The sequence below is a fragment of the Paenibacillus sp. FSL R7-0313 genome, assembly GCF_037969885.1.
Taxonomy (GTDB): Bacteria; Bacillota; Bacilli; order Paenibacillales; family Paenibacillaceae; genus Paenibacillus.
Genome location: NZ_CP150219.1, coordinates 6,579,513 through 6,591,637, shown reverse-complemented (window position 1 = coordinate 6,591,637; position 12,125 = coordinate 6,579,513). Strand labels below are relative to the sequence as shown.

Sequence of the window (12,125 nt, the reverse complement as noted above, 5' to 3'; positions counted from 1 at the left end):
ATGCGCTCTTTTGATTAAAGCTTGATGAAAGCGTAGAACATTGGCGATCTTTTCGCTATAATGAAACCTGAGAAACCGTTTACCCGAAAGACCTATATATATAGAGGTGGAGGAGACATATGAGCATTTACATCAATCAGGAGAAACTTCAATTTCATTTACAGACCCGTGAGGCCAGTTACGTATTTCAGGTACTGCCTTCAGGATATTTGGTGCATTTGTATTATGGCAAAAAATTACGTGACACCGATCTGAGCTGGTTGCATGTTCGTACAGAACGAGCATCTTTCAGTCCGAACCCGGTACCAGAGGATCGTACAATCTCGTTCGATACGTTGCCAGTAGAATTACCAGTGTATGGCACGAGTGATTTCCGTAATCCTGCAATCCAATTGGAACTTGAGAATGGCTCAACGGTTTCGGAGTTTACGTATACAGGCCATCGATTGGTCAAAGGAAAGACAGCGCTTACTGGATTGCCAGCAACGTATGTTGAATCCGATGACGAAGCAGAGACACTGGTTATTGAGTTGGAAGACCGCGTCGCTGGTATCAAAATCGAGCTTTCTTATACAGCCTTTACGGCATTTAATGCGATTACACGCTCCATGCGTATCGTTAATGAGAGCGCTACCTCAGTGAATGTGGTGCGTGCGCTCAGTTCTTCTGTTGATTTGCCGCATGCGGATTATGAATTGTTGCAATTGTCAGGTGCATGGACACGGGAACGTGATATCGTTCGCAGACCGCTTGCGTCAGGCCTGCAAGGGATTGAGAGCCGTCGCGGTTCAAGCAGTCACCAGCAGAATCCATTTATTGCGCTGATGACACCAGGCACGGATGAAGACCAAGGTGAAGTTTACGGATTCAGTCTCGTTTATAGTGGCAGCTTCACCGCACAGGCTGAAGTGGATCAGTTCCACACCACCCGTGTATCGCTCGGGATCAACCCGTTTGAGTTCAGCTGGAAGTTGGAGCCACAGGAAGCGTTCCAGACACCTGAAACGGTTATGGTATACTCGGATGCAGGTTTGGACGGCATGTCACAGTCCTACCACGAATTGTATCGGGAGCGTCTTGCGCGTGGTAAGTTCCGTAATGCGGAACGTCCGGTTCTGGTCAATAATTGGGAAGCAACCTACTTTGGATTCAATGCAGATAAGATTGAACAGATCGCTCGTGCTGGACAGAAGCTGGGTATTGAGCTGTTTGTTTTGGATGATGGCTGGTTTGGACACCGGGACAGTGACAACTCCTCGCTGGGCGACTGGATTGTAGATAAGAACAAATTGCCACAGGGACTGGATGATCTGGCTAACCGGGTAACAGGTCTGGACATGCAGTTCGGATTGTGGTTTGAGCCTGAAATGATCTCACCAGACAGTGAGCTGTACCGTGCGCACCCAGACTGGTGTCTGCATGTGCCTGATCGTCGCCGGACAGAAGGACGTCAACAATTGGTACTCGATTTCTCTCGTCAGGATGTACGTGATGAGATTGTGCGCATGTTAACAGACGTACTTGGTTCTGCACCAATTACTTATGTGAAATGGGATATGAACCGGAATATGACGGAAGTGGGTTCCGCGTTGCTTCCGGCAGATAGACAGCGTGAGACAGCGCATCGTTACATGTTGGGATTGTATGACGTCATGGAACGAATCACTTCGGCGTTCCCGAATATTCTGTTCGAGAGTTGTTCAGGTGGTGGTGGCCGCTTCGATCCAGGTATGCTGTATTACATGCCACAGACGTGGACAAGTGATAACACGGATGCTATATCCCGTCTGCGGATTCAATACGGTACCAGTCTTGTGTACCCGGTAAGTTCGATGGGATCACATATCTCAGCGGTACCGAATCATCAGGTCAACCGGATAACTTCTCTTGAGATTCGGGGACATGTTGCGATGTCGGGCAACTTCGGGTATGAGCTGGATTTGACGAAATTCACCGAGGAAGAGAACGACATCGTGAAAGCCCAGGTTGAGCTGTACAAAGAGATTCGTGGAACGGTTCAATATGGAACATTCCGTCGCTTGCTCAGTCCGTTTGAAGGCAATGAGACAGCGTGGATGTTTATTGCACCAGACGGAAGCGAAGCCGTTGTATTCTACTTCCGCGTGCTCTCTGAGCCCAATGCGCCACTTCAGCGGCTGAAGCTGAAAGGATTGGACCCTAATGCGGATTACCGTCTGAAAGGCGGCTCGGAGACCTTTACCGGCGATGCCTTGATGTATGGTGGTATTTCGGTAGGCAGCACATCAGGAGACTATCTGAGCGAGATGTTCCGGTTCGAGCGCGTCTAGATTGCTATTTTATTTAAAGCTTTAAAAAAAAGGAAGGACCGGGGAGCGTCGTGATGACGTTTTTCGGTCTTTTTTTGACGTAATGGGGAAGGCTGGAGGATAACATGATTCTGTCAGAACTTGTATGCTCAAGGATTGATGGAAATCTGGACGTGATTTTGTGATAATATAGGGTAGAGTGGAAGAAACAAATGGTTTAACTATACTGTAATTACAGCAGCAAAGCTGCCCTGAAATGATTGTAACGAACGATTCAGGAAGGAAAGAGGGATTTATTTTGTCTGAACAGGAAACGGTTCTGGAACCCAATGAAGAAACAATAAAGGCAGAACGCCATGAACGAATCATCAAACAGGTAGCCAAGGAACTGTCACTGTCCTTGAAGCAGGTCCGCACAACGTCGGAGCTTCTGGACGAAGGCAATACGATTCCATTTATCGCCCGCTACCGTAAAGAAATGACTGGAGAGCTGGATGAGAACCAGCTGCGATCGATTGAAGAACGCATTGTTTATCTGCGCAATCTTGAGGATCGCAAATTGGAAGTCATCCGTATTATAGAGGAACAGGGCAAGCTGACCGGAGAACTGAAGCAATCCATTACGCAGGCTGTGAAGCTGCAGGAAGTGGAAGACTTGTATCGACCTTACCGTCAGAAGCGGAAAACTCGTGCCAGCGTGGCAAAAGAAAAAGGTCTTGAACCCCTTGCTGTATGGATCTGGGGTCAACCGAAACAAGGCGATGCACTTCAGGAAGCTGCGAAATATATCAATGCTGAACTGGGTGTAGAAGATGCGGAGTCGGCACTTCAGGGAGCCAAAGACATTCTCGCTGAGAACATCGCAGATGATGCTGCCATTCGTGCCTGGATTCGTCGGTACACCTTGGATCACGGGATGTTGACTTCAGAAGCGAAGGATGCTCAAGAGGAATCCGTGTACGAGAATTATTATGATTACCGCGAACTAGCCAAAAAGATGCCTCCACACCGTATTCTCGCGATTAATCGCGGTGAACGTGAGAGTATTCTGAAAGTCGGCCTGGACGTACAGGCAGAACCAGCCCATCGCCATATGGAAGGACAGATCATTCGTGGTGCTTCTGCCGTGCAGGATATCCTGCGTGATGTGATTGAAGATGCATACAAGCGGCTGATTGCGCCTTCCATCGAGCGCGAAGTTCGTGGAGAGCTCACGGAAAAGGGTGAAAATCAGGCTATATCGGTATTCTCGGCCAATCTGCGTAACCTGCTGCTTCAACCGCCGATTCATGGCAAACGTGTGCTGGGTGTCGATCCGGCCTATCGTACCGGTTGTAAACTGGCTGTAGTAGATGATACGGGCAAGTTGCTGGAAGTGGCTGTGACCTACCCAACGCCACCACACAACAAGAAACGTGAAGCTGCCGAAGTATTCCATCGCATGATCAAGCAATATGATATCGGACTGATCGTCATTGGTAATGGTACCGGATCGCGTGAAACGGAGCAGTTTGTTGCCGAGATCATTCAGGAGAACGGTGATGAAAGTCTTGTGTACCTGATTGTTAATGAAGCAGGCGCGAGTGTTTATTCTGCATCCAAGCTGGCCCAGGAAGAGTTCCCGGATTTGGATGTTGCGGAGCGCAGTGCAGCTTCCATTGCACGCCGTGTACAAGACCCGCTTGCGGAGTTGGTTAAGATTGATCCAAAAGCCATTGGCGTGGGTCAATATCAACATGACGTTTCCCAGAAGGTTCTGGAGGAAAGCTTGAAGGCTGTCGTGGAATCCGCAGTTAACCATGTGGGTGTGGATGTAAATACGGCATCACCTTCGTTGCTGTCATATGTTGCTGGAGTTAACGCTACGATTGCCAAAAACATCGTGAAGTACCGGGAAGAGAATGGCCGGTTCACGAACCGCCGTCAGCTTCAGAAGGTGCCACGTCTGGGTGCCAAAACCTATGAGCAGTGCGTAGGATTTATGCGTATTGGTGAGGGCGAGAATCCATTGGATCGTACACCTATTCACCCTGAGTCTTACAAGGTTGTGGATCAGCTGTTCAAGGAGCTTCAGGTTGCACTGGACAAGCTGGGCAGTAAGGAACTGTCGGTATTACTGTCAGAGCAACAGCCAGAGCAATTGGCTGTGAAACTGGACGTAGGTGTGCCTACATTGCGTGACATTCTGGACAGCTTGCAGCGTCCGGGTCGTGACCCGCGTGAAGAAATGCCGTTGCCAATCTTCCGTACAGATGTATTGAAAATTGAGGATCTGGTAGAAGGCATGGAGCTGCAAGGTACGGTTCGGAACGTAATTGATTTTGGTGCCTTTGTGGATATTGGAATTAAGAGTGATGGGCTTGTCCATATTTCACAGCTCAGCAACGGATATGTTAAACACCCGATGGATGTTGTATCTGTCGGGGATAATGTAACGGTCTGGGTTATGAATGTGGATACCAAAAAAGGCCGTGTCGGCCTTACGATGAAGAAGCCTGCTTCTGCGCAACAGTCTTCTTAAGTAATAGGATTGGAGAACAGCCTTCCCTGACCGGGAAGGCTGTTTGTTGTCTACAGTAATAGTCCCGTTGTTCGTTCTAATTCCTCTAGTAAGTACGGTGGGCAATATGTGCATTTTCTTAAAGTGCGTGTTCAAAAGGCCATCCTTCGTAATCCGATGCAGACTTTTATGAACAACCTCTTAAAGTTCGTTCTCCGCGCTGCGTGGTGTGCCATTTGCTGGTTTGTTACGATAAAAGAACCAGCATTCGTTCAGCAACTTGATTTGCCGGCTGTCCTTTTTGTGAAATGCACGCATCAGTTGATTGCAAAGCCATTGAGGCAAGGGTATCTCCTCCTCTTGCATAATTCATCTGTACGTTAGCATATGTGGCAATAGCCTGGACTGTGCGGGATAAGTGGAGGCCCTCCGGCAAATCAATCTTTTTTACTCAAAAAAACACAAATCCCAATTCAGGGAGATGTGCTTTTTGTTCTCATCATTATAAAATGATACCTGCGGTGAATTAGAGAGCTTCCATCTCTTCTTCATACCATTGTTCCAATTGGGCCTGAAGAGCCCGGATTTCGGTAAGCAGAGAAATCAAAGGATAATGGCTTTCACGTAGTGCTGCAAAAGATTCTTCAAGCGCATTGATATAATCAAGGCCGCCGATGATAGTAAGATTTTCGTTTAGGAGATCGAGGCTGTCACATTCGGCGATCGCCCAAGGCAGGACAGGGACATCTGCTGCAGTGAGTTTATCAATTTCCTTGTGCAGGCGCAGGTTGAGCGCACTGAGTTGATAGGCGTAATCTGCCGGCATTTCCACGAACTGCAATTGTTGTTCCTGCTGCAGGATGACATAGCGCATTGTAGGCATAACGAGTAATAATCTCCCCTCATACATTCTACTTGACAGTGTAGCCTACGAAACGGTTAAAATTCAAGTATTATGCCGGAAAAACAAATGCTCCGAGGGGGTGCAAGGAGAGGATACCGATGGAAAATGAGGAATTGCAACAATGGATTGAACAGGTATCACTGGATCATTTCGGAGTACCGTTCACCCATGAAGCGTTGTTTAACAGTCGCCTGACCACGACGGGTGGGCGTTATATGCTCAAAAGTCACCGGATTGAGATCAATCCGCATCAACTCGAAGCCTATGGGCGAGATGAGGTTGAGAAAATCATCAAACATGAGCTGTGTCACTATCATCTGCATATTCGTGGGCGCGGCTATCAGCATCGTGATCCGGAATTTAAGGCTTTATTGCAGAAGGTAGGTGGCTCGCGTTACTGTCAATCGCTTCCTGACGGCAAAGGCAGAAAGCCGCTGCCATATCGTTATAAGCTGGTGTGCAAGAGCTGTGGTACGGAATATTTGCGCAAGCGGAAAATAGATCCGAAGCGTTTCCGTTGTGGTCGTTGCGCGGGAAAACTGGGGCTTCAGAATATCTGATGTGTGTATCATCCAATGTATTAAAGAAAGTGATGGAAGGGATGTTGACTTGGATTATTAATCATGATAAATTAATCTTATTCAAGTTAATTTTCCCTGATAGCTCAGTTGGTAGAGCACTCGACTGTTAATCGAGTTGTCACAGGTTCGAGCCCTGTTCGGGGAGCCATTTCTTGGAGAGATACCCAAGTGGCTATAAGGGGACCCTCTGCTAAGGGGTTAGACTGCGTAAGCGGTGCGAGGGTTCGAATCCCTCTCTCTCCGTTAGGTTCGTCGGAGCATAAGCTTCGTTAGCAATACTTCGCAGTCTCGAACGAAGTGAGAGTACCCCTCTCTCTCCGTTCTGATTGCACAAAAAATCCTCTTCACATTAGACCGGTTAACGGTCAGTGTGAAGGGGATTTTTTGCGTTTATTCATCTTTGCTTATCCCTTGTATACGCTTCTGCTTAAAGTGAAATGCTCAACACCTCGTATAAACCTTTCTTGCCTGCTTCCGTCACTTCGACAGAGCGACTTCCTATTTTTTGACGAATCCAGTCCAGTTCCGCTAACCGATGTCTGAGTTGTTCCCCAAGCATACCTGAGAGATGATGACGGCGTTCGCTCCAATCCAGACATTTGCGAGCGATGGCCCGGCGTGATCCTGGCTGCATCTGAAGTTTAATTCCAAACGAAGTGAACCACTGTATTCCTTTCTCTGTAACTTGATAATCCTTGCTGTGTGCCTCTTCGGGCTCTGAAAGATACCCCTTCTGTAATAAGGCTTCACAGAGCGAGATTCCCAATTTTCCGGCCAGATGACTATAACAGGTCCGTGCATGGCTCAGTTGTTGAAGCTGATCGGATTGTTTGAGAGAACGGATCTGTACAGGCGGAGCAATACTGGCCATCGTTTCAATCAGATTAGCAATTTCTTTGTTTGCCAGACGGTAGTATCGATGGCGTCCTTGTTGTTCAACTTCAAGTAATCCTCCCTCTACGAGTTTAGCTAGATGGCTGCTTGCCGTCTGGGGAGTGACACTTGCCATATGAGCAAGCTCTCCTGCGGGCAACGCACGCCCATCTAGCAAGGATGACAGAAAAATAGCACGGCTTGGATCAGCGATTAACGACGCAATAACAGTAATATTCGGATATACATTCATACTTCGATCATATCTGAACTATTACTGTATTACAATCCAGTTGTATCGTCCCATATGGGTCAGATTGAGCTTATAAATCATTGGAATGGGAACAGGAGAGGTACAGGGTGAAAAAGATAACGAAACAGGACTTTGCTACAGGGCAGTTGTCCGAGAGTCCAGCAGTGATTCAACATGAAACGATTAATCCCAGTATTTTATATTATGGTACGCCTGTATTGCTGCTAAGCACATTAAATGAGGATGGGTCAACCAACCTGTCACCATTATCTTCGTCTTGGGCGCTTGGAGACTGTCTGGTTCTCGGTCTAGGTACTCAAGGCAAAGCCTATGAAAATCTGAGTCGACATCGGGAGTGTGTGATTAATTTGCCGGATGCGACTATGTGGAAACAGGTTGAGGCATTGGGTCGTTATACGGGAGTTAGCCCGGTTCCTGAGGAGAAAAGGCAGATGGGCTATGAATATTGTCATGATAAATTCACCGTAGCTGGACTGACATCTGAATCATCGGTTCAGGTGGCTCCAGATAAAATAGCTGAATGTCCGCTCCAGATTGAAGCGGCTGTACAACACATACGTATTCCTGAACACACACCGTTCATGGCGATTGTGGAAGTGAAAGCGGTGAAGGTGCACGCGCACACAAGGCTAATATCTGGACCGAACAAGATTAATCCAGAAGAATGGCATCCGCTGATATATAATTTCAGACATTATTACGGATTGGGAGAGAGACAAGGGGGCAATTTTCGGGCAGAGAATTGACCTGAGTAGAGGCTTTTTATTATATAAGATGAATTAATCATTTACACGATAACGGAGAGGACAGAAAAAACCTGAAAAAGCGAAGCGTTCGCCTTTATCCCCTGATTTTTCCCTTTAGGAAAGGGAATAGAAAAAATCTGGGGATAACAGCGATTGGAAGGTTGTTCTGTCATCGTAGTGCCAGTGTAAATAATCTTTAGTTCAACTTATATGGTCAGTGAAAGATTGGGTAATAGTAAAGATACACATGTAAGCATATACATAATGAAAGAGGTGATGTGCATGGAAGTGGAATATTTGATGCGTGTACTCATAGCTGGAATATGTGGTGTGCTAATCGGATATGAGCGCAAGAATCGAATGAAAGAGGCGGGTATCCGTACTCATTTTGTGGTTGCTGTAGGTGCCGCCCTGATGATGATTGTATCGAAATACGGATTCCAGGATCAGGCTGGCTGGGACAATCTGTCCCTTGACCCTTCAAGGATCGCTGCACAAGTCGTTAGCGGTGTGGGGTTCATTGGAGCGGGCATGATCTTCACACAGCGTCACACGGTCAGGGGATTAACCACAGCAGCTGGCATATGGGCTACGGCGGGCATGGGACTTGCCGTGGGTTCAGGTCTGTATTGGACGGGTGCAGGCGTGACGCTGCTTATTGTCGTGGCACAGATGTTACTGCATAGACCTACACGCTGGCTGGTATCCGCCCGAACAGAGACGTTAACCATCCATCTGCAAAATGAGGGAGAGGCCCTGAAGACTGTTTTGGCACTGATGGGGCAGGAGAAAATCTCGGTCATCGGATTTAAGACTGAACAGCAAACAAGCACAGACTCCGTGGAAGAGACTGTGCTTGAGTTCACGTTGCAACTGCCGGGTTCATACCGGGGCGAGCAACTGATTATTTTGTTACAGGACGTGCCTCACGTTCGATCTGCGGAGTTAAAATGAAGCGAACCTGCATGGCTCAACAGGCGACCATGCAGGTTCAGTGCTTAATTCAGTATGGGTTCAATTACTGACCTTCTCCGACAATCGTTTCTGGACGGGACACCGGTTTACCTTCAAGCAGGCACTCGATGGCATGGGCAACACCGTGCTCCACATTGGTCAGCGTTATGGCTTTGGCTAATGCCTGGATTTCGGGTTCGCCATTACCCATGGCGATGCCGAGTCCTGCCATTTTTAACATGGAGACATCGTTGAAGTTATCACCGATCGCTACTGTATCTTCCATGGAGATGTTCAGGTGAGCCGCCAGTTTGGTTAGGGCATTACCTTTGGATACGTCCGGGTGCTGCATTTCGAAGTTATGCTCAAAGGATACAACCATGGCGACATCGGATCGGGAAGCGAAGTATTCTCGTCCTGTCTTTACTTTGTCCGGATTCATGGAGAAGGCCATAATATTATAGATGTAGGCTTCTGCCGGAATTTCGAGATGGCTGTTTACGCGGTGGTAGTCTTTTTTGTCATAGTGTTTCTTGATGGAGCGAATCATGCGTGCAATGTCCTCACCAGGGTTTGAACCAAGAACACGTTCCATCTCGGCGAGCAAGGTCTCATGACTGCTACGCGGGGCATAGATGCCTTGTTGCGTTGAAGCCTCATAATAGACATCATGATCTTCCAGCCAATGCATGACGGAAGCTGCTGTGTCACGCTCGAGCGGAAGGTGGAACAAACGTTCACCGTCTGCATCATGAATTGTTGCTCCGTTGGAGCCGATAATTGGGGTTTTGATCCCGCCTTCGCGGCTGATGGTCACAACATCGGAATAGACGCGTCCTGTAGCAATGGTAACCTTCATACCGGATTGCTGGGCCTTTTGGATGGCTGCGGCGTTCTCCGGGCTAATCTGGCTATCTATGTTCAACAAAGTTCCATCTAAATCTGTGGCAAATAATTTCATATATTTACAACTCCTTATCATCTGTTGGTTCAGGAATGAGAATCTCAACCTGTTGTTCGGCTAGAAAAACAAGCCATTCTTTGGTTGGCCATTGATCCGTAATCAATACATCCACCAATGACCAGTCGGCAAAACGATAACCATAACGTCTATCAAACTTGGATTGATCTGCAAGAACAACAACCTTCTTGGCAGCTTTCATCATTTGGTGTTTAATTTTCCCTTCCTCTTCGGAAGCGCTGAAGCCATCCATGGTGATACCGCCAATACCGATAAAGGCTTTATCTACATAATAGTGGGAGAGGGTCTCGATAACAGAGGTACCGTAGACATAACGTTGTTCCTTATCTACTTTGCCTCCGAGCAAACGAATCTGGACAGCAGTGTGATTGGAGAGAAGATCAGCGGAATGAATCGAATTAGTAATGACGGTACAGGATTTGCCGTTCAAGTTCTCGGCACAGGCCTGCACAGTCGTGGAAGAGTCCAGAATAATGATCTCGCCTTGCCTTACAATGGCCGCAGCGAGTTTGCCGATGGCCCTCTTTTCCTCAGATACATCGAGTAAACGGTCTTTGTAGGATCTGAATTCTTGCGGAGGAGGGGGGAGAATCGCGCCGCCACGTGTTCGGATAATGGCATCCTGTTCCTCAAGCTTAATCAGATCCCTGCGTGCAGTATCCCGTGATACATCAAACAAGGCGACAATATCATCGGCTGAGATGCGATTGTGTTTGCGTAGATGTTCAACAATGAGCTGCATTCGTTCTTCTTGAAACAAACATGTCACCTCCGAGTGTATGGATGACCGTACTTATACTTATACTGATACTTTAATTATAAGTATTCTTAATGTGATTTGCAATATTATAAGTGAACGTAAGTTTTTATAAGTGTTTTCATGAATAGTTAACATTGTTCCTGCACGGGGATGACACTGGCATGAATGGGGAAATGGCTAATATTAGGGATCTGAAGAGCCGTGTGCCAAAGACAAAAACGCTTGAAAAATAAATTTTAAAAAAAGTATTGCAAGTTCAAATTGTCCTGTGGTATACTCATTCTTGTCGCCAAGAAAGACAACTTGTTATTAAGGCCCGTTGGTCAAGGGGTTAAGACACCTCCCTTTCACGGAGGTAACAGGGGTTCGAATCCCCTACGGGTCATATCTTCACCACCTCATGAGATCTACATTTTCGATGAGTAATCCTCAAAGTCATTGCTCTTATAGACAAGAATGAAGCATGGCACATCCGGTGAAGTTTACAGCAAGAGCCATTAGCTCAGTTGGTAGAGCACCTGACTTTTAATCAGGGTGTCGAAGGTTCGAGCCCTTCATGGCTCACCATTTTTACAATTGAATATGCGGTCGTGGTGGAATGGCAGACACGCTATCTTGAGGGGGTAGTGGGTGTATACCCGTGGAGGTTCGAGTCCTCTCGACCGCATCACAGCAACAATATAAGATAGACTTCTATGATCATTCATGGGAGTCTATCTTTGTGTTATACGATATACATCATTCTGTGCCAGGCATATAAAGGCTGAGCATTCAGGAATAATGTGGTATAATTCAAGCAGATGAGTTGATTATTACGGTTGGAAGGCGGTTCTTGTATGCAGTCGATCTATGAGCGAATTGAACACCTGATTGCCGAACGAGGAATGACCAAGAAGGCTTTCTGCCAACAGCTGAAGATTAGCACAGGCAATCTGGGTGATTGGAAACGTGGCAAGTCTATTCCGAGTACGAATAAATTAATTGAGATTGCTTCGTTTTTTGATGTGAGCCTCGACTGGCTCATGATTGGACGCCCATCGAAGGAAGCGATGGTTCGGGAAAAACGGGAGGATTATTTTTTTGACGTTTTGCGGCAATTGAATTGCCAAGAAAGTGAATTATCGACTGTGGAACAGTCTTTTATCAGCGAATATATTGAGTTCACCCGTTACCGCAAATCGAAAGAAAGTAAGGATGCAGGCGACTATCGCTACAAACCTGAGAACAAATCAGAGAACGATTCTGAGGAAAACGAAGCGTAAG

Annotated in this window: 11 protein-coding genes and 5 tRNA genes; 11 read left to right on the top strand and 5 right to left on the bottom strand. The window is 47.0% G+C overall.

Going from position 1 to position 12,125, the window contains the following annotated elements:
• Window positions 1–119: 119 nt before the first annotated feature.
• Together NSQ38_RS28970 and NSQ38_RS28965 are read left to right on the top strand one after the other, a co-directional pair.
• Entirely contained in the window at window positions 120–2,309 is a 2,190-nt protein-coding gene (locus NSQ38_RS28970; protein ID WP_339785543.1) for an alpha-galactosidase, read from the top strand.
• Between the two features lie 277 nt (window positions 2,310–2,586).
• On the top strand, window positions 2,587–4,809 hold the full coding sequence (locus NSQ38_RS28965; RefSeq protein WP_339785542.1) for a Tex family protein: 2,223 nt from the start codon (window positions 2,587–2,589) through the stop codon (window positions 4,807–4,809).
• A gap of 180 nt (window positions 4,810–4,989) precedes the next feature.
• Here the strand turns inward: NSQ38_RS28965 and cmpA are convergent, their stop codons facing one another.
• Both cmpA and NSQ38_RS28955 read right to left on the bottom strand, forming a co-directional pair.
• Window positions 4,990–5,133, bottom strand: coding sequence for a cortex morphogenetic protein CmpA (gene cmpA, locus NSQ38_RS28960; RefSeq protein WP_017690033.1), 144 nt, complete (start codon window positions 5,131–5,133; stop codon window positions 4,990–4,992).
• 181 nt (window positions 5,134–5,314) lie between these two features.
• On the bottom strand, window positions 5,315–5,671 hold the full coding sequence (locus NSQ38_RS28955) for a hypothetical protein (protein WP_017690032.1): 357 nt from the start codon (window positions 5,669–5,671) through the stop codon (window positions 5,315–5,317).
• Between the two features lie 119 nt (window positions 5,672–5,790).
• Here NSQ38_RS28955 and NSQ38_RS28950 point away from each other — a divergent pair, with 119 nt between their 5' ends.
• The 3 genes from NSQ38_RS28950 (at window position 5,791) to NSQ38_RS28940 (ending at window position 6,516) form a co-directional block, all read left to right on the top strand.
• Window positions 5,791–6,252: a SprT family protein gene (locus NSQ38_RS28950; RefSeq protein WP_339785539.1), complete on the top strand. Its 462-nt coding sequence runs from the start codon at window positions 5,791–5,793 to the stop codon at window positions 6,250–6,252.
• Between the two features lie 93 nt (window positions 6,253–6,345).
• Window positions 6,346–6,421, top strand: a tRNA-Asn gene (locus NSQ38_RS28945).
• Between the two features lie 6 nt (window positions 6,422–6,427).
• Window positions 6,428–6,516 (top strand) — tRNA-Ser (locus tag NSQ38_RS28940).
• A 184-nt stretch (window positions 6,517–6,700) separates the two neighbouring features.
• Here the strand turns inward: NSQ38_RS28940 and NSQ38_RS28935 are convergent.
• Window positions 6,701–7,399: a winged helix-turn-helix domain-containing protein gene (locus NSQ38_RS28935; protein WP_339785536.1), complete on the bottom strand. Its 699-nt coding sequence runs from the start codon at window positions 7,397–7,399 to the stop codon at window positions 6,701–6,703.
• Between the two features lie 164 nt (window positions 7,400–7,563).
• On the opposite strand from NSQ38_RS28935, the gene NSQ38_RS28930 reads away from it, so the two are divergent.
• On the top strand, window positions 7,564–8,166 hold the full coding sequence (locus NSQ38_RS28930; protein ID WP_143760274.1) for a flavin reductase family protein: 603 nt from the start codon (window positions 7,564–7,566) through the stop codon (window positions 8,164–8,166).
• Between the two features lie 282 nt (window positions 8,167–8,448).
• Window positions 8,449–9,120: an MgtC/SapB family protein gene (locus NSQ38_RS28925; RefSeq protein ID WP_339785533.1), complete on the top strand. Its 672-nt coding sequence runs from the start codon at window positions 8,449–8,451 to the stop codon at window positions 9,118–9,120.
• A 64-nt stretch (window positions 9,121–9,184) separates the two neighbouring features.
• On the opposite strand, the gene NSQ38_RS28920 is transcribed toward NSQ38_RS28925, so the two are convergent.
• Both NSQ38_RS28920 and NSQ38_RS28915 read right to left on the bottom strand, forming a co-directional pair.
• Window positions 9,185–10,081, bottom strand: coding sequence for a Cof-type HAD-IIB family hydrolase (locus NSQ38_RS28920; RefSeq protein WP_339785531.1), 897 nt, complete (start codon window positions 10,079–10,081; stop codon window positions 9,185–9,187).
• A gap of 4 nt (window positions 10,082–10,085) precedes the next feature.
• Window positions 10,086–10,862 (bottom strand): DeoR/GlpR family DNA-binding transcription regulator, encoded by a 777-nt coding sequence (locus NSQ38_RS28915; protein ID WP_017690024.1) that lies wholly within the window; start codon window positions 10,860–10,862, stop codon window positions 10,086–10,088.
• A gap of 313 nt (window positions 10,863–11,175) precedes the next feature.
• On the opposite strand from NSQ38_RS28915, the gene NSQ38_RS28910 reads away from it, so the two are divergent.
• The 4 genes from NSQ38_RS28910 (at window position 11,176) to NSQ38_RS28895 (ending at window position 12,124) form a co-directional block, all read left to right on the top strand.
• Window positions 11,176–11,247: transfer RNA gene (locus NSQ38_RS28910), tRNA-Glu, on the top strand.
• A 106-nt stretch (window positions 11,248–11,353) separates the two neighbouring features.
• Window positions 11,354–11,429 (top strand) — tRNA-Lys (locus tag NSQ38_RS28905).
• 17 nt (window positions 11,430–11,446) lie between these two features.
• Window positions 11,447–11,529: transfer RNA gene (locus NSQ38_RS28900), tRNA-Leu, on the top strand.
• Between the two features lie 169 nt (window positions 11,530–11,698).
• On the top strand, window positions 11,699–12,124 hold the full coding sequence (locus NSQ38_RS28895) for a helix-turn-helix transcriptional regulator (RefSeq protein WP_036610863.1): 426 nt from the start codon (window positions 11,699–11,701) through the stop codon (window positions 12,122–12,124).
• Window position 12,125: the final 1 nt, after the last annotated feature.